The sequence below is a fragment of the Pseudomonas sp. AP3_22 TE3818 genome (assembly GCF_053628995.1).
The window spans coordinates 6,163,563-6,188,796 of sequence record NZ_JBRJHL010000001.1 but is presented as its reverse complement, the minus strand read 5'-3'; the positions used below and the strand labels follow the sequence as shown (position 1 = coordinate 6,188,796).

Genomic DNA, 25,234 nt, shown 5'->3' with positions numbered 1-25,234 from the left:
CGTGGGCTACCGTTGCCGGGGATTTACGTTGTTGGAGTTGATGATCGTAATTGTGATGGTCGGCTTTTTGCTGGGCATGGTGAGCTTTGCCGGTGGGGACAGTCCCGCGCGCCAGGTCAGGCAGGAGGCTGAGGCGATGGTGCAGGTGATTCATCAGTTGCGCGAGCGAGCGGTATTCGAGGGGCAGGACTATGGTTTGCGGCTGAGTACCGATGGCCACCGGGCGATGCGCCAGGGTGTTCACGGATGGGAGCCGGTGGCGGAGCTAACTGACTGGCCCCTGAGCGTGCGGGTGCGTTTTCGGGATGACGGCTATGCGGTAGACCTGGGCGCTGATGAAGGGCCGCCGCAGTTGTTGATATTCAGCAACGACGAGACCAGTGTCTTCACCCTGACATTCGAGTCCGGCAACCGGACCTGGCTGAGCCTGTCCGGCGATGGCCTTGGCGAGGTGGAGATCGATGGCTAGCTTGCGATCCCGACCCGCCATGGGCGGTTTCACGCTGCTGGAAATCATGGTGGCCCTGGCGATCTTCGCGACACTGGCGGCTGCCGTGCTTTCGGCCAGTCAATACGTGGTCAAACAGCGTGGCGCCGTTGAGGCGCGACTGTTTGCGGCGTGGCTGGCGGACAACCGTTTGAATGAATTGCGCCTGCAACCCGGGTTGGCGGCGGGGCAGCAGCAACAGGTGGTGTCCATGGATCAGCGCGACTGGGTGTTGCAGCAACACATCAGCGCCACCGGTGATCCACGTTTGCTCCAGGTCGACATCCAGGTCAGCCCCGCAAACAGTACGCACGCCTTGCATCGTGCCAGCGGTTGGACACTCGCGGTTCATGAATAAGCAGCGCGGGTTCACCTTGCTGGAGCTGGTCATCGCCCTGGCGATCTTCGCCGTGTTGGGGCTGGCCAGTTGGGGTTTGTTCGATAGCGTGGTGCGGGTGCAACGGGGCGTGACGGCCCACGAGCGAGAACTCAGGAGCCTGCAGCGCGCGGTGGCGGTGATCGAGCGGGATCTGCTGCAGGTCACTGCGCAGCCGATGGTGCTTGCACCGCCGCTTTTACAGTTCCAGCGCAGTCACTGGCGCAATCCGCTGGACCAGCCGCGCAGTGAGCTTCAGGCGCTGACCTATCGACTCGATGGCGACGTGCTGTGGCGCGAAAGCCAGGGCGAAGGCACCGAACTCGTGCAGCGGCAAAAACTGTTGGAGGACGTTCGCGAGTTGAACTGGCGTCTGTTCGACAGCCAGTCCGGCTGGGTCGCTCAATGGTCGCCCGGACAGGACGCGAAGGCGCCCCTGGCGCTGGAGGTGCACGTCTCGGTCGGTCGCTTCGAATCGATTCGTCGGGTGTTGCCGATGCCGGGTGCATTGCCATGAACGGGCATCAACGCGGCATGGCGTTGATCAGTGTTTTGCTGGTCCTGAGCCTGGCGCTGCTGATCACCGGTGGCTTGTTGCGCAGCCATCACCTGTCGCTGCAAAGCAGCGGGCAACAGTTGCAGCAGATACACCTGCGTCAACTCGCATCGGGCGGGGAAAGCTGGGCGTTGCTGCTGTTGCGCGACGCGCTGCAGAGCACGGAAAAACCCGTCGAGCGGATTCAGGGCTGGACGGCCATGGCGCCGGGTTTCGAGGTTGAAGAGGCGCAGATCCGCATCGATATCGATGACCTCGCCGGGCGTTTCAATCTCAACGCTTTGTTACGCCAGGGCCAGGTGGATCAGGTCACCCTCAACCGTTGGGCGCGCCTGCTCGAGCTGCTCGAGCTTCCTCCTGTGCAACTGAGCCAGGTCGGGCCGCTGCGGGAACTGAGCCAGCTGCGCTTGCTTCCCGGCATTGACGCTCGCCTGCTGCAACGACTGGAGCCCTGGGTGGCACTGCTGCCCACCGACGTCACCTTGAACATCAACACCGCGCCGGCGCTGGTGTTGAGAACGCTCGGCGAGGTGGACGCCGCGACCGCCGATGCGCTGGCGCTTCAGGCCGCAACAGCACCTTGGGCGAGTGTCCAGGCGTTTACGCAGGACCCGTTGCTCTCCGGGCAGGGCTTGAGCAGCCATGGCCTTGGCACCCATAGCCGCTGGTATCGGATCGGCGTGCAGGTGATCCGGGACGGGCGCCGATTGCATCTGGCCACGGATGTCGGGTACGACCCCAAGACTCAACAGCTGACGGTGCTGCAACGACGTTTTCTTCCTACCAGTAGCCACGAGAGACCGCGATGAACACTTGGCTTTACCTGACCGCCGAGGGCCGGGATGCGCCATCCGCACTCTGGCCTTGCATGCTGTGGTCCCCAACCGGTCAACGCCAGCCGATGCCACTGACTCAGGCGGCCTCGGCATTGCAGGGGAAGTCGGTCGATGTGCTGCTGCCCATGGAAATGTGCAGTTGGGTACGCAGCGAGCCATGGCCGGCGCGGCGTCAACCCGAGGCCCAGGCCATAGCCTTCGCCGTGGAAGATCAACTGAGCGAGGCGCTGGACGTTGTGCATCTGGGTGTTGGCGCCCGTGATCGCGACGGCTGCTACCCGGCCATGGTCATCGGCCGGGAACGGTTGGCCGCCGTGCTCGCCCTGCTGCGCGAGACGGGTATCACGGTGCGCGGGGTGTTCGTCGATGCCGATGTGTTGTCCGGCGCTCAACCGTGCGGTGCGTGGTGGTTCGGTCGTTGGCTGTTGGGTGGAAGCCTGTCGGCACGCTTGGCGTTGTCGCAAGAGCACCTGGCGCTGCTCACCCCATTATTGCCCAGGGACATGCAATGGCTGGACGAACGTGAGGACCCCGCGGTCATCGACCAATGCCTGACCCACCGCCCGATCCGGGCCATCAATCTGCTGCAAGGTGCATTCGCCCCGCGTGGCAAGCGTCTGCCCTGGCGTACCGGCGGGTGGGTGATGGTGATGCTGGCGCTGTTGACCTGGGGGGGCAGCGAGACGCGGATTCGCTTCATCGACAGCGAAGCCCGCCGCCTCGCCAGCCAAAATGAATTGCGATTCAAGGCGCTTTACCCGGAGCAAGGCCGCATCGTCGACATCGCAGCGCAACTCAAGGCCCTGCAAAGCCAGCCTGTCGAATCGCAAAACACCCGCATTGCAGGGCTGGTCCGATTGATTGAGCAGGTGATCGGCGCCAGCCCGGTCGAGGTCCGGCGCATCGAGTTCAGGGCCGGTGAAGGCTGGAAAATCCAGCTGACCGCCAGCGGCTTTGCCGAGCTGGAACAATTGCGTGAGCGCGGACGCCAACAAGGCATGCCCATCCGGCTCGATAGCGCGAACAAAGCCGCTGACCGGGTGCACGCCACCCTCACCGTGGAGGACGAGGCATGATCCAGGCATGGCGGCGCCTTTCTGTGCGCGAACAACGGCTGTTGCAGGTGTTGGGGGCTTTTTTGTTGGCGGTTGTGGCTTTCAGCCTGATCTGGCAACCGAACCGGCAGCGCCTGGAAACTGTCGAGCGTCAGTATCAACAGCAGACGAGTCTGGCCGCGCAACTGCAACGGGCATCACCGCGCAGCCATGTCCCCGCCGACACCGGTCAGCCGCTATCGCTGCGCATCAGTGAGAGCGCAGCGGCAGCGGGGCTGGAAATCCGTCAGATGGAGAGCGACAGCGACCTGCTGCGCCTGACCCTCAATGGCAACGCGCAGCCGTTGATACAGTGGCTCGACGCTATGGAGCGCAACGGTGTCGCGTTGCAGTCGCTGGCCCTGGAAAAACGTGACGATGCTTTGGAGGCGCGGCTGGTGCTCAGGTAGCCGAGGTGTGTTGTGGCAGCAGCGGCAACTTCGCCAGCTTCAACGCGATCAGCAGCGCAATCACCAGCAGCGTGCCGATGAACAGCCCGATCCCGTTCCAGCCACCCAGATGCCAGAACACGCCACCCGCCGTACCGGCAATGCTCGACCCGGCGTAGTAGCTGAACAAGTAAAGCGACGACGCCTGGCCCTTGGCTTTGGTGGCGCGGCGGCCGATCCAGCTGCTGGCCACCGAATGGGCACCGAAGAAGCCGAAGGTGAACACCAGCATGCCGATGATCACCAGCGGCAGCGGTGTGAACATCGTCAGCGCCAGGCCGGCGATCATCAGTGCAATGGTGCTCCAGAGCATTTTGCGTCGACCGAGCTTGTCGGCCAGGGCACCGATTTTCGCCGAGCTGTAGATGCCCGACAGGTACACCACCGAGAGCATCCCGACGAACGCCTGTTCCATGTGATACGGCTCGGCCAGCAGGCGATAGCCGATGTAGTTGAACAGCGTGACGAACGCCCCCATCAGCACGAAGGCCTCGAGGAACAGCAGCGGCAAGCCGGCGTCGCGAAAGTGCATGGTGAAGCCGTCGAGCAGGCTGCGCGGGTGCAGCGAGCGGGAGCGGAAGTTGCGCGATTCGGGGAGGATTTTCCAGAACACCGCCGCCGCAATCAGGGCCAGGCCGCCGATCACCAGCATTGCCGTGTGCCAACTGACGAAGTCGATCAGTACCCCGGTGATCAAGCGCCCGCTCATCCCGCCAATCGCGTTGCCGCCGATGTACAGGCCCATCGCCAGGCCGATGTGCTGCGGATGGATCTCTTCGCTCAGGTAGGTCATGGCGACCGCCGCCAGCCCGCTCAAAGACAGGCCCACCAGCGCCCGCATCGCCAGCACCGCGTGCCAGCTCGGCAGCATCGCGCTGGCAAGGGTGCACAGGGCCGCGGCGAACAGCGCGGCGACCATCACCGGTTTGCGCCCGACGCGGTCGGAGATCGGCCCCGTGATCAGCAAGCCGAAAGCGAGCATGCCGGTGGCGACAGAGAGGATCAGGCTGCTTTGCGCCGCGTTGATGGAATATTCGTGGGACAGCAGCGGCATCATCGGTTGCACGCAGTACAGCAGGGCGAAGGTCGCGAAGCCGCCGCAGAACAGTGCCAGCACCGTGCGCATGAACGCCGGCGTGCCTTTTTCGATGTAGATCTCTGCCAGCTCAACGGCGATAGCGTCCGGCGCTACAGGAGGAACTTCATGGGCGAGTGGAGCGACAGCAGTTTTCACGGGGGACCTCGGAGGACGCAGCCGGTCAGGCAATGAAAAAAGCATATAGCTGGCTAATGATTCAATCCAATATATTGTTCGACCTGTTTGATAGCTTTTACGACCTAATGGGGTTTCCATGGAATTGCGTCATCTGCGCTACTTCATCGCCGTCGCCGAAGAACTGCACTTCGGCCGCGCCGCACAGGTGCTGGGCATCTCCCAGCCGCCGCTGAGCCAGCAAATCCAGGCACTGGAACAGGAAGTCGGCGCGCGGCTGTTCGAGCGTACCAATCGTCGGGTCGAGCTGAGCGAGGCCGGTCGGCTGTTCCTGGAAGAAGCGCGGCTGGTACTGGCGCAGGTCGACAAAGCGGCGGATGTCGCGCGACGGGCGCAACTGGGTGAGTTGGGTGAATTGAAGATTGGCTTCACCTCATCCGCCCCGTTCAACTCGACCATTCCCCAGGCGATTTTCTCTTTTCGCCAGCGCTTCCCCGCGGTGCACCTGAACCTGCGGGAAATGAGCAGCACCCAGGTGGCCGATGCGCTGGTGGACGAGTCGATTGAGGTCGGCATCATGCGCCCGCTCGGGCTGCCGGACTGCCTCAGCGTGGTCGAGCTGATGCGTGAACCGCTGGTTGCGGTGCTCAGCTCCAAGCACCCGTTGGTAGAGGGCAGCGAAGAGGGTCTGTTTCTGTCAGCCCTGGCGCTTGAGCCTTTCGTGTTCTTTCCACGCAGCTACGGCAGTGGTCTGTATGCGCAGTTGCTCAGCCTGGCCCGGGATTCCGGTTTCAGCCCGCACTTTGCCCAGGAGGCTGGGGAGGCGATGACCATCATCGGGCTGGTGGCGGCGGGGCTCGGTGTGTCGGTGCTGCCGGCGTCTTATCAGCGGATGCGTATTGATGGCGTGGTCTATCGGCCGTTGCTCGATCCGGCGGCGGTGTCGGCGGTGTGGCTGGTGCAGCGCAAGGATCAGAAGTCGGCGATGGCCAAGGCGTTTGTCGAGTTGCTGACCAGGAAGGTCGAGCCGCTGCAATCGTGACGCTGTAGGAGCCGGCTTGCTGGCGATGGCGCCGGATCTGTCGACATCAATGTTGCCGGACAGTCCGCTATCGCCGGCAAGCCGGCTCCTACAGGATCGTCATTGTTTCAGCAGTGTCTGTGGGACGTTTCCGAAGTGTACGTTGGGAGGCTACAGCGCGTTGCGTCAGGGCCTACAACTACTCCAGAATCCGCCGGCTTGTGCGCTTTGAGGGCCATCGGTAGCTTGATTCGTGTCACTGATTGTCAGTGATCGGGTTTAGCAGCCCGTATCGAAGTAAGCGCATTTGCGCTCCTGATAGGCAGGTATGTCCATACCTGCCCTTGACGGTGGCTGTGCGCAGGGCGCCTTAGGGCGCGCCGGTTTCGCTTCGGCCGGTCTGCTAACCTGCGTACAGCTGCCACCCTTATGATCAGCAACGATTCGGCGTGGCCGCCCACTTTCAGGACGCTGAATCATGAGCAGTACAATCTTCCTCATCGCCCCCGACATCGACAACCGCACCCTGCTGGAATACGCCTGCGTGTCGCTGGCCTCGGCAAACGTCATGGCGAGTGATTTCGCGAGGAATCTGAACGGAGCGCAGAGCAATACATTGTTGGGGATTCAGCAATCGATCATGTTGGGAGAGCTGGCGGTGAATCGGGTACTGGATAACCTTGATCCACCCTGACTGATCCGGGTGTCAGAGCCCCTGTAGGAGCGAGCTTGCTCGCGAAAAACGTCCGGACAACGCGTTCATTCAGGCAGCACGCGTTATCGTTGTCGTCCATCGCGAGCAAGCCCGCTCCTACAGGTTATGGCCAGCGCTTGAAAATCAGCGAAGTATTCACCCCGCCAAACGCAAAGTTGTTGTTCATCACGTACCGGTTACTCATCTGCCGAAACTCGCCGCGCAGGTAGTCGAGCTTGCCGCAATGCGGGTCGACTTCGTCGAGGTTGAAGGTGTGGGCGTAGAGGTCGCGGTTCATCATCTCGATGCTGAACCAGGATTCCAGCGCGCCACAGGCGCCGAGGGTGTGGCCGAGGAAGCTCTTCTGCGAGCTGATCGGCATGTGTTCGCCGAACAGGCTGCTGGTGGCCAGGGTTTCGGCAATGTCGCCCTGTTCGGTGGCGGTGCCGTGGCCGTTGACGTAGCCGATGTCCGAAGGTTTCAGCCCGGCGTCTTCCAGGGCCAGTTCCATGGCCCGGCGCATGGTGACTTGCTCCGGACGGGTGGTGTGCTGGCCGTCGGCGTTGCTGCCGAAACCGACGATCTCGGCGTGGATGCGAGCGCCACGGGCCAGGGCGTGCTCCAGTTCTTCGAGCACCAGCATGCCGCCGCCTTCGCCGATCACCAGGCCGTCGCGTGCGGTGTCGTAAGGGCGCGGGCTGCGTTGTGGGGTGTCGTTTTTCAGGCTGGTGGCGTAGAGCGCGTCGAAGACCATGGCTTCGGTCGGGCACAGTTCCTCGGCACCGCCGGCGAGCATCAGTGGCAGGCGGCCGAACTTGATCGCCTCGTAGGCATAGCCGATGCCCTGGCTGCCGCTGGTGCAGGCGCTGGAGGTGGGAATCAGGCGGCCGGTGAGGCCGAAGAAGATGCTGATGTTCGCCGCGGTGGTGTGCGGCATCATCCGCACGTAGGAATTGGCGTTCAGGCCTTCGGCCACCGAGTTGAGCAGCATGTTGCCGAACGCCTTGATCTCGTCGGTGCTGCCGGTCGAGGAGCCGCAGGCGACGCCCATGCGCCCGTCCTTGATCGATTCGTCGCCCAACAGGCCGGCATCGGCCAGCGCCATCTCCGCCGCGCCCACCGCCAGCCGCGAGACCCGGCCCATGCTGCGCAGTTGCTTGCGGGTCCAGTGGCTTGGCACCTTGAAGTCATCGATGGGGGCTGCCAGGCGCGTGTTGAGTTCGGTAAAACGATCCCACTCGTCCATCCGGCGGATGCCGCTGCGGTTGGCCGCGAAGTTGCCGGCGATGGTGTCCCAGTCGCTGCCCAGCGAGGTGATGCCGGCCATGCCGGTGACGACGACGCGCTTCATCAGCACAGGCCTCCGTTGACGGCCAGAACCTGCCGGGTGATGTACGAGGCTTCCGCCGACATCAGGAAATTCACCGCGCCGGCCACCTCTTCAGGGGTGCCCATGCGTTGTGCGGGGATCATTTTCATCAGTTCTTCCACCGGCACGTTTTCGTCGAGCATGGCTGTGTCGATCAGGCCGGGGGCAACACAGTTAACGGTGATTTTGCGCTTGCCCAGCTCGATCGCCAATGCCTTGGCCGCACCGATCAGCCCGGCCTTGGAAGCGCTGTAGTTGACCTGGCCGCGGTTGCCGATCAGCCCGGACACCGAGGTGATGCAGACAATCCGCCCGGCGGCGCGACGCCGAATCATCGGCATCATCACCGGGTGCAGCACGTTGTAGAAACCGTCGAGGTTGGTGCGCATCACCACATCCCAATCGTCCTCGCTCAGGGCCGGAAAGGCGCCGTCACGGGTCAGGCCGGCATTGAGCACCACGCCGTAATAGGCGCCGTGGGTTTCCACGTCGGCTTCGAGAATTTCCTTGCAACGGGCACGGTCGGCCACGTCGAACTGCAGGATGCGTGCACGACGGCCCAAGGCCTCGACTTCGGCCTTTACGGCTTCGGCGTCGGTCAGGCCGCTACGGCAATGCAGCACGATGTCGTGCCCGGCCCGGGCCAGGCGCAAGGCGATGGCGCGGCCGATGCCACGGCTGGAACCGGTGACCAGTACGGATTCAGTCATGACTGGACTCCTTCGGGTTCATGAAGATAGTGAGCGGCCTGGGGTGGGCGGTACACGTTCAGACGAGCGGTGGCGTGAATGCCGGGGCCGTTGATGTGGCACTCGAACACGCCCATGCCGTTGTCGTCCTCCAGGGAGCGAATTCCGTGGAGGGTCAACTCGGTGCCGGCCGGGAAGCTTTCAACGTTGCATTCGAATTTGCGGCTGCCGAGCAGGAAGCCCAACTCCACCGCATCGCCGCGCTGACGCGCATGGCAACCGGCGAAGGCGGCAACACTTTGCGCCATCAGTTCGATGCCGACCCAGGCCGGCAGGCTGCCGTCGGGGAGATTGAACAGGCCATCGGGCTTGACGGTCAGGCGGGTGTGAATCTGCTCTTCATCGAACGCCAGGACCTGATCGATCAGGATCATGTCGCCAGCGTGGGGCAGCAGTTCGGCGAGCGGCCAGTCAATCATGGGGCGTCTCCGATAATCAGGCTGACGTTGTTGCCACCGAAGGCAAAGGAATTGCTCATCAGGTAACGGGGTGCAATGGACGTCAGGCGAGTGGCCGGGGTCACCCATTGCAGCGGCGGCAATTCGGGATCGGGCTGTCCGTCCCAGACGTGCGGCGGCAGGGTATGCCCGCGATTGTCGGCGCTCAGGCTCAACCAGCAGAACGCCGCTTCCAGCGCCCCGGCTGCACCGAGGGTGTGGCCGGTCATGGGTTTGCTCGACGAACAGGGCACGCCGGCCGGGAACAGCGTTGCCACGGCCAGGCTTTCCATGGCGTCGTTGTGTTGGGTGGCAGTCCCGTGCAGGTTCAGATAAGCGATCTGCTCCGGTTGCAGGTTGGCGCGGCCCAACGCTTTGCGCATGGCTTGCAGGGCGCCTCGACCCGTCGGCTCGGGGGCGGAAATGTGATGTGCATCGGAGCTGGCGCCGCTGCCGAGCAAGGCAATCGGCTGGCTGTCGCCTGCGTGTCGGGTCATCAGGAACAGCACCGCCGCTTCGCCAATGTTGATGCCGTTGCGGTTCAGCGAAAACGGATTGCAACGCTGTTCCGAGACGGCTTCCAGCGCCGTGAAACCGTTGAGGGTCAGCTTGCACAAGGTATCGACACCGCCACACAGCACCGCGTCGCAGATACCCAGGTCCAACAGGCGCTGGGCGCTCATCAGGGCTCGGGCACTGGAGGTGCAAGCCGTGGAAATGACATAGGCCGGCCCGCTCAATTGCAGCCATTCGGCGAGGAAGTTGGCCGGCGCACCCAGTTCCTGTTGCAGGTAGTCGTACTCGGGCGGGAACTGCTTTTCGCGCAGGTAATGCGCCAGGCCCTGGCTGGCCTCGTCGATGCCCGAAGTACTGGTGCCGAGCACGACACCGATGCGATCGCAGCCGTAAGTCTGGATGGCGCTGTCGATGTCCGGGCGGATTTGCAGCGTGGCTTCCAGCAACAGCTGATTGTTGCGACTGTGATGGCGCGACATGTCGGCTGGCAGGGTTGCCAGGTTGCCCTGGACCGCACCGACCGGCAGCGTGCGTTGCGGCACCCACCCGGCTTGTTCGCGCATGCCGCCGCAGTCGCCGGCAAACAGATGGCGGGCAACCTCCTGCTTGTCGCGGCCCAGCGCGCAGACCAGCCCGAGGGCGTTGAGGTAAGCCGTCATGGTGTTTCACCGCTCAGGGGCGTGACTTGATAGGTCGCACCTTTCGTAATCATCAATTCAAAATTCTGCGGTTGTGTGTAGCGGATGTCCCAGCGCTCGGGAAGGGACCGTTGTCTGCCGTGCTGCCAGGCGCCGGGATAGTTGACCGCCAGTTCATCATTTGGCGTCAGCGCAAACAGCAGCGCGGCGAACAGTTCCCGGGCTTGCGGGTTGGGTGGCAGCAGGCCGTCGGCGTGCCAGGTTTTATCGTTCAATAGCTGGCGGGCCTGGGGAATGCCCAGCAGGTCCATCATCGACCAGCGAATACCCGCTTCTTCGCGCTGGATCACCACTACCCAGTCCAGGCGGTCGTCGGGCTTCAATAGCTGGACATGCAATTGCAGCGGCAACGGCAGATCCGGATTTTTCTCAGGCAATGGGGCTCGGCTGGTGCAGGCGCTCAGAAGCAGTGCCGCGGCGACCAACAGAAATCGCAACACAGTGGCGACCCCTGTGGGAGCGGGCTTGCTCGCGAAGGCGGTAGTGCTTTCAACACTGATGTCGGCTGACCCACCGCTTTCGCGAGCAAGCCCGCTCCCACAGGTTTGGTATTTCAAGCGGTTGCCAATGAACATCACACAGTTCCTTCAAAAGGTTTGCGCGCCACCACATTGACCAGGGTTTCTTCCCGTTGGCCAAAGGGTTTTGGCTTGCACACACCCAAGTATTCGAGCAGGCCGAAATCCTTGGCGCGACTCCACCACAGGTACGGATAAGACACGTTTTGCGCGGTAAATTCGAAACCCTGTTGTCGGATCATGTGCAGATACTGCGCCGCGCTTTTCTGCACGTGCATGGGGTGGCGGAACAACCAGCGGATCACCCAGGTATCAATGTAGGCCTCGGTGGACTCGGCGAACAGCAGATAACCGCCCGGCTTGAGCACACGGTAGAACTCGGCCAGAGCCTGTTCTTGCTGCACCAGGTGATGGAACGTCTGGTGACAGAACAGCAGGTCGATACTGGCGTCCGCCAGCTTGAGGCTCGCGCAGTCGCTGCCGATCAGCTCCACGTCCATGCCCTGGCGCGCCGCTTCTTCGGCGCTCTGGGTGAGGCTCTGCGGGTCGGCATCGATGCCGATCAGGCGAGCGGGCGCAAAGGCCTGGCGCAGCAGCGCGAATGACTTGCCCTGACCACAACCGGCATCCAGCAGTACCGGGTCGACAGGCGGGGTTTCGCTGAACAGGCCGCGCAAATCCTTGACCGCCAGCCGCAGCACATAGTGTTGCCAGATCCGGCTGCGCAGGAACCACAAACCGAAACGGGTTTCTTCGACGTAGTTGTCGCTCAAGTGGTTCATGACGCAGCCCCTGCACAGAATTCCGATATCACCTTCAACCGGCGCCGGGCTTCGCTGACAAACGGGTTGCGTGGGTCCCAGGCATACCCTGCAAGGATGGAGCTGATCATTCCGCGAATTTCCGGCGAACTGCTCTCATGGAAAATCACATCCTGGAAAGTCCCGGCGTACCAGCCTTCGACGTAGCAACGGAAGGTGTCGACACCGCGCTTGAGCGGCTCGGCGAACTCGGTTTGCCAGTCGACGGCTTCACCTTGCAGCTGGCGGTGCAACACCCCGGCCGCCATGCTCGCCGAACGCATGGCGATGGTCACGCCGGAGGAAAATACCGGGTCGAGGAATTCCGCGGCATTGCCCAGCAGCGCGAAGCCCGGACCGTGCAGGGTTTTGACGTTGGCCGAGTAACCGCCGATGGTTCGGGCCGCAGTGTCCCACTGCGCATTTTGCAACACGCCGGCCAGGCTTGGCGTCTCGCCGATAAAGCCGCGCAGGCACTCGTCCAGATTGTCGCTGCGGCCGGCGAAACGTTCCTCGGCGGCGACCACGCCGACCGAGCAGCGCCCGTTGCTGAACGGGATGGTCCAGAACCACACATCGCGTTGGGTTGGATGAGTGGTCACGAGGATCTTGCTGCGGTCGAAGGCCGGGTGGTCGATTCGGTCTTCGACGTGGGTGAACACAGCCTGGCGCACCGGGAAGTTCGACGGCGCCTCGAGGTCGAGCAAGCGCGGCAGCACGCGGCCGTAGCCACTGGCATCGAGCAGGAAACCGGCCTCGATGCGGTACTCGCTGCCGTCTTCGCGGCACACGCCGAGCTGCGGTTTTTCCGGGTCGATGTCGACGCTGACGATGGTTTCGCCATAGCGGATCTCCACGCCTTGCAGCGCGGCCTGATCGGCCAGCAGCTTATCGAAATCGGCGCGCTGGACCTGAAATGTGGTTGATTTGCCGTGGCTGAACGTCTCGCCGAAATCGAACGCGCTGTAACGCTCACCCCAGGCAAAGGCGGCGCCGGTTTTCACCTGGAAGCCGGCCGCGTTGACGGCGTCGAGCATGCCCGCCTCTTCGACGAAATCCAGGCAATGGGCCAACAGGCTTTCACCGATGGAAAAGCGTGGAAAATGCTGACGCTCGATCACCAGCACATCGTGTCCCTTGCGCTTGAGCAACGCGGCGGCGATGGCCCCCGAAGGACCGGCGCCGATGACCACGACCTGGCGGCATTCCATTTCAACGCTTGGCATGAGGGCTCCTTGCCGGGACAGCGGTTTTCAGGGGGATTCGGTGCATACCGGTCAGGGCTGGCAGCAGTGTAGCGATCAGGCCCATCAGCATCAGCGCAAAGTACAGCGGCGGGCTGATGAGTTGCTGTTGCAGCAACAGGTTGAGAAAAACGATCTCGCTCAAGCCGCGGATGTTCAGCAGCACACTTTCCCGCCAGCGGCTGGCGCCCTTGAACGAGGCCCCGGCCCAGCCGAGGCCGAGCCAGTTGCCCAGCAGTTTGCTCAGCATCGGCAACAGCAGCAGGGCCACCAGTTGCACCCAGCCGAGGCTGTCCATCGCGCTGTGCACGTTGATCTGCACGATGCCGAACGTGAGGATCAACGGGATGGCGATGTACGTCTGCAAACGGCTCATCCAGATGGCCGGCAACGGCAGCACCAGCGGCGCTTTCAGCGCGGCCATGATCAACACATAGCCGATGCCGAAAATCAGCGCGTTGAGCTTGTAGTGCTCGGCGACGACCAGCAGGGCGAAAAAACCCAGGCTGTAAAGCCAGGTCTGGCGCAGGCCCAGCAGCCGCAGCAACACTGGCAGGCAGGCGCCGGCCAGTGGCAGCAACAGGCTGCTCAGGTGCAGGCTGCCCTGGGCGAGACCGAATAAAGTCCAGCAGGTGAGGTCGATGAGAATCGCGGTTTGCACCAGACGCCGGGTGGCAGCAGGCGGGTAATCGATGTGCCGCAGGTACAGGTACAGCACCGGAATCGCGGTGATGGCGAACAACAGGCCGACGGCCAGCGAGCTGATCCAGGGTTGCGCCGGCAACAGCCAGATCGCGGTGGCCAGACCACAGGCAAACGGAATGCAAAAGCTCGGCAGGGCGATTTTCAGGCTCTGGCGATCCAGTTGCAGGTCGATCACATCGCTGAGGATGTAGCCCAGCAACAGGGCAAAGCTCAGGCTGTAGAGGTTCTTCAGCCAGCCCGGCGACACCAGCTGCGCACCGCTCAATTGCCATTGCGGCTCGATCCAGAAATACATCAGCAGCGGTAAACCGAGGGTTGCCAACAACAACTGGCTGACGATGGGAATCAGGCCAATATGCCGGCCGACACGGGTCGCCAGCGCGAACAACGCCAGGGCCATCGCCCAGAACAGGACGATCATCACGCTGCACGCTCCGCGGCCGTGGACTCATGCACCTGTCGACCGGCCCAGGGTGCCAGCAGGAAGCTGAAGACCAGGCCGAGGCTCACCGACAATCCGAAGTTGCTCACCGCCGGGGTGCTCGACACCGCCAGCAGACCGAACGACAACCAGGTGGTCAACGCCGCCAGCAGGGTGCCCAACAGGCTCACGGCCGCGCCGCCGACCTGTTCGCGCATCAGGATCGCGTAATCGACGCTGATCGCCGTCACCAGCAGCAGGCCGAACAGGCTGAACAGGGTCAGCGGCTGCCCCAGCCAGCCGAGGCTGGCCAGGCTGCACAACGCCGCCAGCAGCGGCAGGGAGACGATGCGCAACGCACCACCGAGGCCGAACGGCAGGATCAGCACCAGCACGATCAGCACGCAGGAGGCGAGTTTCAGTTCGGCGGCGCTGATTTGGGTGGCGGCGAAGACAGTGTTCAATTCACCCAGTCGATCCACCAGTGTCACGCCGGGTAAGTCCTCGCCCTGGAGCCGCAGCAGGGCCGGGTTGTTGATGCCTTGCAGGCTGACCATCGCCGCCACGCCGTCTTCGGTCGGCCCCAGCCACAGGGGCCGGTAGGGTTCTGCCAGCGGGCCACTGAGCGCAGCGTCAATGTCCACGGCCGGCAATGCCTGGAGCTTCGTCAGCTCGGCTTGCAACGCCTCGGCCGGTACGCCGATGTCGAGCAACGGTTGCCAGAACGCCGGCAGTTTGTTCAACGCTTCGCGCACCTGCTGCTGTTGGTTCGGCGTGCTGACCAGTTGATTGAGCGATAGATACCCCTGGAGTTTTTCCAGGCCTATCAATTGATCCAGTCGTTCGCTCAGGGCGGTCTGGCGTTCAAGCAGTTGCTGCTGATTGACGGCGCGTATCAGGAAAAACTGGCTGGTGGGTTGATAGCCGGTGATCCGGGCAATGGTCCGGGCTTCGTCGGTCAGATTTTGTGGGGCGCTGATCCACTGGCGGATATCGTTTTTGCTGTTCAACTGCAACAGCCCGCCCACGCAAAAGGCGATCAGCAGCGCCAGCAGGACTGGCGTTTTCACCTGATTGAGCAGTGCTTCACGACAGCCCAGCAACAGCTCGCAAACGCGTAATGGCCACTGCGCCGGACGCAGCTCCACGCCCTTGAGCAATGCCGGCAGCAGGCACACGGCGGACAAATAGGCGCCGAGCAAACCGGCGGCAGAGAACACGGCAATCTGGGTCAGCGCCGGGAAGGGTGTCCAGGCCAGGGCCAGGTAGCCGATACCGCTGGTGATCAGGCTCAGGGTCAACCCTGGCAGGGTCAGGCGCAGGGCAGGCCAGCTGTGCCAGGGTTTCAGGCTCCAGCTTTTGGACAGGTAGTGCAGCGGGTAGTCGACCGCCACACCGATCAGGCTCGAACCCAGTACCAGGGTCATCACGTGCATATGGCCGAACAACGCCACGCAGGCCACCGCTCCGAAGAGCATGCCGACCAGCACCGGCACGAACGCCAGCAACACGCGCCAGCGCCGGAAGGCCAACAGTAGCAGCAACAGAATCCCGACGGTGGCACCGCCACCGACCCAGGTCATTTCCCGGGCGGCCTGCTGTTGCCCGTGGGCCGCATACAGCAAGCCGCTGGCGGCGAGCAGTTGCACGTCGTGCTGCGCAGCCTGTTCGCGGCTGCGCTCGAGCAGGTCGGCCACTTGCAGCGGCAGGTTCATGTCGAAGGCGTTGCCGGTGGTGCGCGCGCGCAGCAGCACCCAGCTTTTGCCATCGGCATCGGCGACCAGGGTGCCACTGCCGATGTCCAGTTGCACCGAACCGCGTTGCGGCTGGCTGTTCTGGATACGCCCGGTCAGGCCCAGCCAGTCATCCTGGCTCGGCACCAGGCTGTAACCGTTGAACGGGTCGAACAAGGCCTGCACGCGCTGCTGGATAAAGGTGTCGGGGTGCTCGATCAGGAGTTGTCGGTCGACCGCCGAGAGCATCGCCAGGCGACCTTGCAGCAATTGCGTGCGCAGCGCCGGCAAGTCGGCCTGCAGGGTCCACTGGACCTTTTCGAACAGTCCGCTGGCTTGCCATTGCTCGCCGAGGGTTTGCGCCATGGCGACGGCTTGCTGGCGATCGGCGTGGCCGACCAGCACCAGCATTTCGCGGTTCAGCGGTTCTTGCATGCGTTGTTCGGCGCGCAGTTCCAGGGCGTCGGGCGCCGTGCCGGGCACCAGCTCCATCAGGTTCGCCGACAGCGGCGCGCCGTCACGCCATTGCCAACCCGCGAGCGCCAGTACCGCCAGCAGCAGGATCAGAAACAGCCGTGGCAACCACCGTTCACTCGGCAAAGTCATGTTGCTCCGCGTCGCTCAACGGTTGGGCGCTGGTGCTGTCCTGCATGCGCAACAACGTACTGTCGCCCTGGGTTTCGAGCAGTTCGATGCTTTGCACCAGTGCTGCGCCGGTAATGTTGATCTGGTTGAACACCTGCTTGAGCAGCATCGAGCGCGGCACCAGCGTGAGCTTCCAGTTCTGCGCATCGCCGCTCAGGGACAGCTCGAAATCCCGTTGCAGCCCGCTGCTGTCGCCTTGCAGCACGGCGAGGAACAAACGGTTCTGCTCGGCGCCGGCGCTTTTGCCCGGCAGCATTTGCCAAACACTGCCGTCTCGCCGGGCAATGCCTTTGGCGGTGATGCGATAGTCCTGCTGCAACGGCGTTTTCAGCAGCCACAACAAGCCGTGGTTTTTTGCCAGCACGAACGAGCCCTTGCTGGTCAGCGGCTGGGGCAGGGCGCGCAGGTGTTTCTCCTGGATGAAGTTGCCGTGGATCACCTCGGGTTTGGCCAGTTGCTCGCTGAGTTGTTGCAGGTCGAAGGCGCTGGCCAGTCCAGGAATACCCAGTAGCACGCAGAACACTGTAGGAGCGAGCTTGCTCGCGAAAAACCTGAGAAAGCCGCGGGGTGTCAGGGGCCCGGTGTCATCGTTAGCGACCATCGCGAGCAGGCTCGCTCCTACAGGGGAACGGGGAGGGCAGAACATCATGGCAGGGCCCTTTCAACGGCGTCGGTGAACACCTTCGGCGAGGCCAGTTGCATCTCGCGGCTGGCGAGGTCGACGGCGACCTGCACCGTCATGGCCCGGGTCAGGCGTTCACCGGTTTGCAGATCGCTGATCAGGTAGTTGATCTTCAAGCGGCTCTCCCACTCCACCAGGTTGGCGCGCACGTTGAGTTTCTGGCCGAACACCGCGCCGCGCACGTAGCGCAATTGCAGGTCGATCACCGGCCACGCGTAGCCTGACTCGTTCATCGCCGTGTAGTTGTGGCCGATCGTGTCCAGCAGCGCGCAGCGGGCGACTTCCAGGTATTTGACGTAATGGCCGTGCCAGACCACGTGCATGCTGTCGACGTCAAAGAACGGTACGACGATTTCCGTGTCGGTGTGCAGAAGTCCCTTGCTACGCATGCAGCCTCCAGTGTTGTTCGGCGATACGCTGCAGGCACAGGCGCAACTCGCCTTCCAGCGCGCGGTCTTCGATGACCGGTGGGAAGTCCCGGGCCAAGGCTTCGTGCATGGCGGCCAGTGCGGGTGGCAGTGGTCGCGCATCTTCGGCCTGGCCGCGCAGCCAGACACCCTGATTGGCCGCCAGCAGCGTAGCGGCGGCCACTTGTTCGGTGAGTTCCAATACGCGGATCGCATCACGGGCGGCGATGGTGCCCATGCTGACTTTGTCCTGGTTGTGGCATTCGGTGGACCGCGAGAAGACGCTGGCCGGCATGGTGTTTTTCAGCGCTTCGGCGGTCCAGGCGCTGGTGCCGATCTGCACGGCCTTGAAGCCGTGGTTGAGCATGGCGCGGTCCGCCGTGGCGCCGGACAGGTTGCTCGGCAAGCCATGGTTGTAGCGCTCGTCCACCAGCAGCGCGAGTTGCCGGTCCAGCAGGTCGGCGACGTTGGCCACGAGGTTTTTCAGGCTGTCCATGGCGAACGCGATGTGCCCGCCGTAGAAGTGCCCGCCGTGCAGCACGCGCTCGGCTTCGGCATCGATGATGGGGTTGTCGTTGGCGCTGTTGAGTTCGATTTCGATGAACGAACGCAGCCAGTTCAGGCTGTCGGCCAGCACGCCCAGCACATGGGGCGCGCAGCGCAGGGAATAGCGGTCCTGCAGGCGATGCAAGGGGGCGGTCGGCGCGTCGATGGCCAGGTCCTTGCGCAGCCACGCGGCGACTTGCATCTGCCCCGGATGCGGCTTGGCGGCGAACAGGCGTTCGTCGAAGTGCTCCGGATTGCCCTGCAAGGCGACCACGTTCAGCGCGGTGATGCGGGTGGCCAGTTGCAGCAGGTAATCGGCACGGGCGTAAGCAAGGCAAGCCAGGCCGGTCATTACGGCGGTACCGTTCATCAGTGCCAGGGCTTCTTTCGGACGCAACACCAGCGGCTGCCAGCCGAGTTCGCGGTGCACATCGGCAGCCTGCCGCCGTTCGCCGCGGAACATCACTTCGCGTTCACCGGACAGCGTGGCGGCAACGTACGAAAGCGGCGTCAGGTCACCGCTGGCGCCGACCGAACCCTCCTCCGGAATCAGTGGCAGGATGTCGTGTTCAAGGAACGCCTGCAGGCGTTCCAGCAGCTCCACGCGCACCCCGGAAACACCGTGGCACAGCGACTGCAGGCGCGCCGCCAATACCGCGCGGGTGGCCTGGGCGTCGAGCAGTTTGCCCAGCCCGCAGCCGTGGAAGGTGTACAGATGCTGCGGCAGCGCTTCGACGTGATGCAGCGGCACCGCGACCACACAGGAATCGCCATAACCGGTGGTCACGCCGTAGATCACGCCTTCCTTGTCCAGCAGCGAGTCCAGAAAACGCGCGCCCTTGGCGATGCGCTCGCGGTAGGCGGGATCGCTTTGCAACTGCGCCGGCACCTTGCGGTTGGCCAGTGCCAGCACATCTTCAATGCGCAAAGGGCGTTCGCCGAAGGTTACCGGCTCAAGCATTGGCGTCGTCATCGGTCTTCCAGAAAGGGTAAAAGTTGAACCATTGTTGGGGCGCTTCGAGGCAATAGTGACTCAGGCGCTCGGCGTAGCGGGACGCCCACTGATGAATGACCTGTTCGCGGTCGCTGCGTATCCAGGTGATTGCCTCAGCGAAGGGTTCAATGGTCAGTCGATAGTCGCCGTTGGGCTTTTTCAGGCACAGCAGCAGGTTGATCGGGCATTTCAGCAGGCCGGCCAACAGCCACGGGCCTTGAGGGAATCTGGCCGGATGGCCGAGAAAATCCACGGTCACGCTGCGCCCGCCATGCAGCGGCACGCGGTCGCCGGCAATCGCCAGCCACTCGCCACGCTCCAGGCGCTCGCTCAATTGCAGCATGATCCCGGGGTCCAGTTCGCTGACCTGAATCAGGCGCAAGTTGGTCGCCCCGGCTTCACCCAGCAAACGGTTGAACTGTTCGGCGTGCTTGGTGTGCACCAGCACGTTCATCGTGACCTTTTCGCCGATTTCCGCCAGTGCGCGGCAGACTTCCAGGTTGCCCAGGTGTGCGCCCACCAGCATCTGGCCGCGGGCAGCGCGCAACTGGTCGCGCAGCAGCGCCGGGTCGATGATTTCGATTTGCTCGATGCTCAGCCTGCCGTTCCAGACGTCGAGTTTGTCGAGCATGGAGTCGGCGAACGCCATGAACTGGCCGAATACCCGCCAATGGCTCGGGCGCAGTTCGTTGCGACCGCTCCAGTCGGCCAGGCGTTGCTGGTATTGCCAGGCACTGTGTCGGGCACTGCGACCGAACAGGAAGAAGTACAGGACGATGCCGTACAACACCGGACTCAGTACTCGACGGCCCAGCACTTTGGCGCCGAATGCGGTGAGCTTCATCAGCCAGAAACTGCCGCGCTCCTCGCGGTCGGCCCAGTGTTGTTTGTCGGCACTCATGTCCGCCACCGTCGCCAGAGGATCAGGGGGGAGCGCAGCAACATGCCGAAAAACAGCCGCGTGTGCATGCTGGAAATCAGCACGTTGTCGTGGAACATCCGAAAATGCGAAACGCCGTCCAGCGGGTAACGGACTTTGGTTTGCAGCCATAACATCGGCTGATTGCGCCAGGCCAGGCGCACCAGGATGTCCGAGTCGAAGTCCATGCGCTTGCCGATTTTCGCTGACTCGATCAACGCCAGAACCGGTGGCAACGGGTAGACCCGGAAACCGCACATGGAGTCGCGAATCTGCAACGACAGGGTGTTGATCCAGACCATGACGTGGGTGAGGTAACGCGCATACAAACGGCCTTTCGGTACGCTGGCGTCATATTGCGGATAACCGCAGATCACCGCCCGTGGGTGGCGGCGTGATTGTTCGATGAAGCGTTTGACGTCCTGCAAGTCGTGCTGGCCATCGGCATCCACCTGCAGGGCATGGCTGAAACCCAGGCGTGAAGCTTCGCGCAAGCCAGTCATGACTGCGCCACCCTTGCCCTGGTTTTCGGCGAGGCGGATCAGGTAAACCATTTCACGTTGGGCCAGGCGGTCCAGTACCCGGGCGCAGTGCGGGCTGCTGGCATCGTCCACCAGGATGCACGGCAGATGGCTGGCGATCAGGGCATCGACCACTGTGGTGATGGCGCCTTCGTGGTTGTACACAGGGACGACGGCGCAGGGGCTATGCATGTGGGTGTACACCTGAGGGACCGTGGTGTCTGCTTCGCGAGCAAGCCCGCTCCCACATTGGATCGCATCCGAACTCGAAATTTGTGCTCGACACAAATCCAGTGTGGGAGCGGGCTTGCTCGCGAATGAATGCGCAGCACTCACCAAACTTACACATGCGCCGCCTCCAGCAAGATCCGCCCGCTGGAGCAGGTGGCGGTTTCGTTGCGATAGGCGAAATAGAGCTTGCCGCGCGCCGGGTCGAAGCGCAGGTGCAGCTGGATTTCATCGCCCGGGCGCACCAGTTGCTGGAACTTCAAGACTTCCATGCCGGCGAATTTTTCCGGCAGGTTCATCAGTTGCCGGCCCAGGCTCAGCGCCCAGTCCACCTGCACCACGCCAGGCAATACCGGCGCCTTGGGGAAATGACCGCTGAAATAGGCCAGGTCCGGAGGCACGGCCAGTTGCAGGCTCCACTCGCCTTCGCTTTCGACGTGCTCCAGCACCTCCGGGGTTTTGGGACGCGGCGCCAACAGCAGGGCGTCGACGTCGGCCTGGGGGAGTTTGCCCTGAGCGTTCAGCGGCAGTTGTCGCAGCAGGCGCCAGCGCCTTGGCAGGGCCAGGGTTTCGCAGTGTTGGCTCAGGTGTTGGCGCAATTGTTCGGTGAGGCTGCGTCGGCCCAAATTACGCAGAGCATGCAAACCGGCTTCGCTCGGGACCACCAACGCCCCCAGGGAAGCGCGGTTTTCCTGAACCACGCCGAGCCGCGCCTCGCTGACCCAGCCATGGGCCATCAGCGCCTGTTCCAGCATCGGCAGCGAGATGCGTTTTTCTTCAAGCTTGACGATCCGGTCCAGGCGCCCGAGCAATTCGAAGCGACCATCGACGGCGATGCGTGCTGAATCGGCAGTCTGTTCGACATGACCGTCAGGCAAGTAGGGCGAAGCGATCAGCAGCGCCCCTTCACTGTCTTGAGTCAGCGTGACATCGGCAAAGGGCTGCCAGAGTTCAACGCCCTGACGCCAGGCGATGCCGCCGGTTTCCGAACTGCCGAAAATTTCCGTTGGCCATTGCCCCAGACGCTCATGCAGGCTCTGTGCGGCCTCGACCGGCAATGCGCCGCCGGAGGAAAACACCCTGCGTACGCAGCTCAAGGCCGGCCAGTCGAGGTTGTCGCCCATGCGCTTGAGCAGCGCCGGGCTGGCCACCCAGGCGAAGGCCGGGTGCTCGCGGCTGGCACATTGCAGATCTTCCGGGAACGCCAGTTGCTTGCGTACGAACGGACGCCCGGCGCACAGCGGCCACAGTACCCGAAACAACAGACCGTAGATGTGCTGGGTGGCGACGCTGCCAATGATGCACGCCGGGCCCAGGCCAGGTCCCCATAGCTGTTCCAGGGCTTCGACTTCATTGGCCAGTTGTCGCAGGTTCTTTTCGATGCGCTTGGGTTCGCCACTGGAACCGGATGTGCACAGGCTCAACCGACAGTTGTCCAGGTCCAGTGCAGCGGCACTGAGCGGTGGCTGTTGGATATCGCCAAGGTGCGTGTCGTCGGGTTGATCGGTCAGCCACAGAACGACGTCATTCGACCAGCGTTGGCGGGTCTGCGGCTGCAGGTCCGAAGGCAGCAGCACGCTGACCCCGGCACGCCAGGCGCCAAGCAGGGCAATCGCCAGGTCGGCGGCATCCTCAAGGTGCACAGCCATCTGCCGTACACCCCGGGCTTGCAGGCCGGCGGCCAGGCTCAGCGCCAGCTCGCACAGTCGGGCGTGATCCAGTGCCGGACCGGTGGTGATGGCGCGGTCCGGCTGAGCCTTGAGCAGCAGGTGCTCAAGTTTTATCCAATTCATGGGTGGCCTCGTACCCTTAGTCGTATCAGCCATTCAATGGCAAACATCAGGCCTATCAATCCGTAGGAGATCAGGCCGGTGTACAGCGTCCACCAGCTCAGCGGCGCCCAGAGGGTCAGGACGGCGGCACACACACCGTTGCATAGGAAAAAGACGCTCCAGGCGACGGTCACCTGGCGGGTATAGCGAATGCCCTCGGCCGGCAATTGCGGCTCGCGCACCCGGGCCAGGCGTTCCACGATCGGTGGGCCGAATGTCAGGCTCGAGCCGAACAGCACCAACATGAAGACGCTGATCAACACCGGATACCAGCGCAACAGCGCCGGGCTGTCGAACAGTGCCAGCAACAGGCAGAACACAATGGCCACCGTCGCCATCCACAGGCTGCCGGGCCGACGCTTGCCGGTCAGCGCCCGGGCCAGCCACAGTCCGCCCAGCAGCAGGCCGAACTGCCAGGGGGCGAAGTGCTCCATGCCGAAATACACCGCAAAGGGATACAAAAGGCCTGCGAGCAGCAGGCCGAGGCCGATCAGTCGACTCATGCGGCCGGTTGAACCAGACGGTAGACCGCCTCGACCACGTCACTGACGGTACGCACCGATTTGAATTCTTCGGCGGCGATTTTCTTGCCCGTCTGACGTTTGATGTGATCGATCAGGTCGACCGCGTCGATGCTGTCGATTTCCAGGTCCTGATAGAGGTTCGATTCCAGGCTCACACGCCCGGGGTCCAGTTCGAAGAGCTCGACCAGGGCATCGCGCAAGGTGTTGAAAATGTCGTCACGAGTTTGCATGGTCCGGTCTCAAGCTGCCTGTTTTGCGGTGACGAACGCCGCAAGGCTCGCCACGTTACTGAAGTGATTACGAGTGTCTTTGGCATCGGCATCGATTTTGATGCCGTACTTTTTCTGGATGGCCAGGCCCAGTTCCAGGGCGTCTACCGAGTCCAGGCCCAGGCCTTCGCCGAACAGTGTCTGCTCGTTGCCGATGTCTTCGGCGCTGATGTCCTCGAGGCCCAGGGCGTCGATGATCAGCTCTTTGATTTCCAGCACCAGGCTATGGGTGTTCCGATCGCTCATCTTCGGCGAGCTCCTTAATAAAGTAAGAATGTAGATAATCGTTGAGCTTGCGCGAGGCTTGCGGAGCCGGCCCCTGCGTGGCGAAGGTCTGTGGGTCTATATCGGCCCCGACCCGGAAACTGAAGTGCACGCGCCGCTTGGGGATGCGATACCAGGGCTCGGCCTTGGTCAATGTGGTCGGGCTGACCTTGATAATGACCGGGGTGAGGATTTTCGCACCCCGCAGGGCGATTGCCGCACCGCCCCGATGAAAGGCCGGCGCCAGGCCAGGTCGGGTGCGCGTGCCTTCGGGGAAAATGATCAGGGTCTGGCCGTCTTTCAGCGCGTCGGCAGCGGCGTCGAGCATGTCCATGCTGCCGTCGTTGCTGATGTATTCGGTGCAGCGCAGCGGTCCGCGGGTGAACGGGTTTTCCCAGAGGCTTTGCTTGACCACGCAGTTGGCGTGACGCACCAGGCCGATCAGAAACACCACGTCGATCAGCGAGGGATGATTGGCAAGGATCATTTGCCCGGGACGACCGAGTTTTTCCGCGCCTTCAATGTCGTAGGTCAGCACCCCGGTACGGGCCATGAAGCGCACAAAAATCCAGAAACAGCGGCTGACGGTTTGCCGGGCCCGCAGCCGATGGGTCCGGGCGTCGCCGGGCAGGCAGTTCAGCACAGGGAAAATCACCAGGCGCAGGCACAGCCCGCCCAACCCGAACAGGGCAAAGCTCGCGGCGGTGGCCAGCAGGCGCCAGTGATAGGCGTCGCGGTTTTTCTCGGTCACGGGTTGCGTTGCCAGGTCCATACACGATTTTTCCAGGCATGTTGGCAGGTGGTTTGCTGGCCGAGCAGCATACGCAACAGATTCAGCGCGTGGGGCCAGCGGGATTTGGACAACGCATCCGAGGGGCTGTTCAGGGACAACTGCCAGTCGGTACCGGGTGTGATCAGCAGGCCGACGGCATAAGGGAACGGCACGTCGTCGATCCAGGTGGAGTAAGCCTCGGGCGGCTGCTCTTCGGTGATCACCAGCAGTACCGCGGGAGCACCTTCGGCCAGCAGCGCGGCAGCTTCGAGCATGCCGTGCTCCAGGCCATCGCCTGCGGCGGCCAAGGCCGTCATTTCGCTGGTTTCACCGCGCATGATCGACCACAAGCCAATAATCGCGTTATGCACAGACAAGCTGAACATGGTCGGCGACAGCGGCTGGTCGGCGGCCAGATCACTGAGAATGTCGACGGTGCGTGGCGTTTCGCCGTGACGGGAAACAAAGACCAATGGCAGATCCTGCCGGCCTTCGGCCAATGGCCAGCCGACACTGAATGCCATTCGTGCCAGGCGGCTGAGCCTACGGCGTTGCATGGCCGGCAGAAAGGAAACGTCGGGAGCGGCATCGCTGTCCGGCAGCACGACCGGTTGTCGGCTCCAGGCCTGCCAATCATCCACGCTGTCGAGCCCTGGGGCCCACGCGCGCCATTGGGCGATGTTGAACTTGATCACAGACATTCATCCCGCCCTCA

29 protein-coding genes are annotated in these 25,234 nt (G+C 63.1%); 8 read left to right on the top strand and 21 right to left on the bottom strand.

The genetic code is table 11. From position 1 onward, the window contains the following. Position 1: 1 nt before the first annotated feature. From gspH to gspM, 6 genes are read left to right on the top strand one after another with little or no spacing between them, the layout of a single operon-like run. Entirely contained in the window at positions 2–469 is a 468-nt protein-coding gene (gene gspH / locus AB7M25_RS28130) for a type II secretion system minor pseudopilin GspH (RefSeq protein ID WP_454238262.1), read from the top strand. Beyond that, on the top strand, positions 462–845 hold the full coding sequence (gspI, locus tag AB7M25_RS28125; protein ID WP_454238261.1) for a type II secretion system minor pseudopilin GspI: 384 nt from the start codon (positions 462–464) through the stop codon (positions 843–845). Before gspH ends, gspI begins: the two co-directional genes overlap by 8 nt. Then, a complete protein-coding gene (locus tag AB7M25_RS28120) occupies positions 838–1,380 on the top strand; it encodes a type II secretion system protein GspJ (RefSeq protein ID WP_429517887.1) in 543 nt (180 codons plus the stop codon). The genes gspI and AB7M25_RS28120 overlap by 8 nt, the downstream gene beginning before the upstream one ends. Beyond that, complete coding sequence (locus tag AB7M25_RS28115; protein WP_429517886.1) at positions 1,377–2,228, top strand: type II secretion system protein GspK; 852 nt, start codon at positions 1,377–1,379, stop codon at positions 2,226–2,228. Before AB7M25_RS28120 ends, AB7M25_RS28115 begins: the two co-directional genes overlap by 4 nt. Then, on the top strand, positions 2,225–3,331 hold the full coding sequence (gene gspL, locus AB7M25_RS28110; protein ID WP_454238260.1) for a type II secretion system protein GspL: 1,107 nt from the start codon (positions 2,225–2,227) through the stop codon (positions 3,329–3,331). The genes AB7M25_RS28115 and gspL overlap by 4 nt, the downstream gene beginning before the upstream one ends. Then, positions 3,328–3,759, top strand: a complete 432-nt coding sequence (gene gspM / locus AB7M25_RS28105) for a type II secretion system protein GspM (protein ID WP_454238259.1) — start codon at positions 3,328–3,330, stop codon at positions 3,757–3,759. Before gspL ends, gspM begins: the two co-directional genes overlap by 4 nt. Here gspM and AB7M25_RS28100 read toward each other — a convergent pair. Beyond that, entirely contained in the window at positions 3,752–5,032 is a 1,281-nt protein-coding gene (locus tag AB7M25_RS28100) for an MFS transporter (RefSeq protein WP_429382702.1), read from the bottom strand. The two genes, gspM and AB7M25_RS28100, sit on opposite strands and share 8 nt — an antisense overlap. Positions 5,033–5,150: 118 nt before the next feature. Here AB7M25_RS28100 and AB7M25_RS28095 point away from each other — a divergent pair, with 118 nt between their 5' ends. After that, complete coding sequence (locus AB7M25_RS28095) at positions 5,151–6,053, top strand: LysR family transcriptional regulator (protein WP_429382700.1); 903 nt, start codon at positions 5,151–5,153, stop codon at positions 6,051–6,053. 457 nt (positions 6,054–6,510) lie between these two features. Then, positions 6,511–6,726, top strand: a complete 216-nt coding sequence (locus tag AB7M25_RS28090) for a DUF6124 family protein (protein ID WP_429382698.1) — start codon at positions 6,511–6,513, stop codon at positions 6,724–6,726. 124 nt (positions 6,727–6,850) lie between these two features. On the opposite strand, the gene AB7M25_RS28085 is transcribed toward AB7M25_RS28090, so the two are convergent. From AB7M25_RS28085 to AB7M25_RS27990, 20 genes are all read right to left on the bottom strand, one after another. Next, positions 6,851–8,077, bottom strand: coding sequence for a beta-ketoacyl-ACP synthase (locus AB7M25_RS28085; protein WP_429560578.1), 1,227 nt, complete (start codon positions 8,075–8,077; stop codon positions 6,851–6,853). Then, positions 8,077–8,805, bottom strand: a complete 729-nt coding sequence (gene fabG / locus AB7M25_RS28080) for a 3-oxoacyl-ACP reductase FabG (RefSeq protein WP_429382694.1) — start codon at positions 8,803–8,805, stop codon at positions 8,077–8,079. The genes AB7M25_RS28085 and fabG overlap by 1 nt, the downstream gene beginning before the upstream one ends. Further along, positions 8,802–9,263, bottom strand: a complete 462-nt coding sequence (locus AB7M25_RS28075; RefSeq protein WP_429517873.1) for a hotdog family protein — start codon at positions 9,261–9,263, stop codon at positions 8,802–8,804. The genes fabG and AB7M25_RS28075 overlap by 4 nt, the downstream gene beginning before the upstream one ends. After that, positions 9,260–10,456, bottom strand: coding sequence for a beta-ketoacyl-[acyl-carrier-protein] synthase family protein (locus AB7M25_RS28070; protein WP_454238258.1), 1,197 nt, complete (start codon positions 10,454–10,456; stop codon positions 9,260–9,262). The genes AB7M25_RS28075 and AB7M25_RS28070 overlap by 4 nt, the downstream gene beginning before the upstream one ends. Further along, on the bottom strand, positions 10,453–11,070 hold the full coding sequence (locus AB7M25_RS28065; protein WP_429517870.1) for a hypothetical protein: 618 nt from the start codon (positions 11,068–11,070) through the stop codon (positions 10,453–10,455). Before AB7M25_RS28065 ends, AB7M25_RS28070 begins: the two co-directional genes overlap by 4 nt. After that, positions 11,070–11,795 carry a class I SAM-dependent methyltransferase gene (locus tag AB7M25_RS28060; protein ID WP_429390955.1) on the bottom strand — a complete coding sequence of 242 codons (726 nt, stop codon included), beginning with the start codon at positions 11,793–11,795 and terminating at the stop codon, positions 11,070–11,072. Before AB7M25_RS28060 ends, AB7M25_RS28065 begins: the two co-directional genes overlap by 1 nt. Then, the gene (locus AB7M25_RS28055) at positions 11,792–13,039 is read right to left on the bottom strand and encodes an NAD(P)/FAD-dependent oxidoreductase (RefSeq protein WP_454238257.1); all 1,248 of its coding nucleotides are present in this window, start codon (positions 13,037–13,039) and stop codon (positions 11,792–11,794) included. The genes AB7M25_RS28060 and AB7M25_RS28055 overlap by 4 nt, the downstream gene beginning before the upstream one ends. After that, entirely contained in the window at positions 13,026–14,183 is a 1,158-nt protein-coding gene (locus AB7M25_RS28050) for a sodium:proton antiporter (RefSeq protein ID WP_429382818.1), read from the bottom strand. The genes AB7M25_RS28055 and AB7M25_RS28050 overlap by 14 nt, the downstream gene beginning before the upstream one ends. Further along, on the bottom strand, positions 14,183–16,522 hold the full coding sequence (locus AB7M25_RS28045) for an MMPL family transporter (RefSeq protein ID WP_429517868.1): 2,340 nt from the start codon (positions 16,520–16,522) through the stop codon (positions 14,183–14,185). The genes AB7M25_RS28050 and AB7M25_RS28045 overlap by 1 nt, the downstream gene beginning before the upstream one ends. After that, positions 16,506–17,210: an outer membrane lipoprotein carrier protein LolA gene (locus AB7M25_RS28040; protein ID WP_429382680.1), complete on the bottom strand. Its 705-nt coding sequence runs from the start codon at positions 17,208–17,210 to the stop codon at positions 16,506–16,508. The genes AB7M25_RS28045 and AB7M25_RS28040 overlap by 17 nt, the downstream gene beginning before the upstream one ends. Continuing rightward, positions 17,207–17,632, bottom strand: a complete 426-nt coding sequence (locus AB7M25_RS28035) for an acyl-CoA thioesterase (protein ID WP_454238256.1) — start codon at positions 17,630–17,632, stop codon at positions 17,207–17,209. The genes AB7M25_RS28040 and AB7M25_RS28035 overlap by 4 nt, the downstream gene beginning before the upstream one ends. After that, on the bottom strand, positions 17,625–19,169 hold the full coding sequence (locus AB7M25_RS28030) for an HAL/PAL/TAL family ammonia-lyase (RefSeq protein WP_454238255.1): 1,545 nt from the start codon (positions 19,167–19,169) through the stop codon (positions 17,625–17,627). The genes AB7M25_RS28035 and AB7M25_RS28030 overlap by 8 nt, the downstream gene beginning before the upstream one ends. Further along, complete coding sequence (locus AB7M25_RS28025; RefSeq protein WP_454238254.1) at positions 19,150–20,091, bottom strand: LpxL/LpxP family acyltransferase; 942 nt, start codon at positions 20,089–20,091, stop codon at positions 19,150–19,152. Before AB7M25_RS28025 ends, AB7M25_RS28030 begins: the two co-directional genes overlap by 20 nt. Next, the gene (locus AB7M25_RS28020; protein ID WP_429517864.1) at positions 20,088–20,822 is read right to left on the bottom strand and encodes a glycosyltransferase family 2 protein; all 735 of its coding nucleotides are present in this window, start codon (positions 20,820–20,822) and stop codon (positions 20,088–20,090) included. The genes AB7M25_RS28025 and AB7M25_RS28020 overlap by 4 nt, the downstream gene beginning before the upstream one ends. Positions 20,823–20,971: 149 nt before the next feature. Next, positions 20,972–22,651 (bottom strand): AMP-binding protein, encoded by a 1,680-nt coding sequence (locus tag AB7M25_RS28015; protein ID WP_454238253.1) that lies wholly within the window; start codon positions 22,649–22,651, stop codon positions 20,972–20,974. After that, the gene (locus AB7M25_RS28010; RefSeq protein ID WP_454238252.1) at positions 22,648–23,193 is read right to left on the bottom strand and encodes a hypothetical protein; all 546 of its coding nucleotides are present in this window, start codon (positions 23,191–23,193) and stop codon (positions 22,648–22,650) included. Before AB7M25_RS28010 ends, AB7M25_RS28015 begins: the two co-directional genes overlap by 4 nt. After that, positions 23,190–23,444 (bottom strand): acyl carrier protein, encoded by a 255-nt coding sequence (locus tag AB7M25_RS28005; protein WP_007972204.1) that lies wholly within the window; start codon positions 23,442–23,444, stop codon positions 23,190–23,192. Before AB7M25_RS28005 ends, AB7M25_RS28010 begins: the two co-directional genes overlap by 4 nt. A gap of 9 nt (positions 23,445–23,453) precedes the next feature. Beyond that, on the bottom strand, positions 23,454–23,729 hold the full coding sequence (locus AB7M25_RS28000; protein WP_095964643.1) for a phosphopantetheine-binding protein: 276 nt from the start codon (positions 23,727–23,729) through the stop codon (positions 23,454–23,456). After that, the gene (locus AB7M25_RS27995; protein WP_454238251.1) at positions 23,707–24,519 is read right to left on the bottom strand and encodes a lysophospholipid acyltransferase family protein; all 813 of its coding nucleotides are present in this window, start codon (positions 24,517–24,519) and stop codon (positions 23,707–23,709) included. Before AB7M25_RS27995 ends, AB7M25_RS28000 begins: the two co-directional genes overlap by 23 nt. After that, complete coding sequence (locus AB7M25_RS27990) at positions 24,495–25,220, bottom strand: beta-ketoacyl synthase chain length factor (RefSeq protein WP_429382663.1); 726 nt, start codon at positions 25,218–25,220, stop codon at positions 24,495–24,497. Before AB7M25_RS27990 ends, AB7M25_RS27995 begins: the two co-directional genes overlap by 25 nt. Positions 25,221–25,234 lie beyond the last annotated feature (14 nt).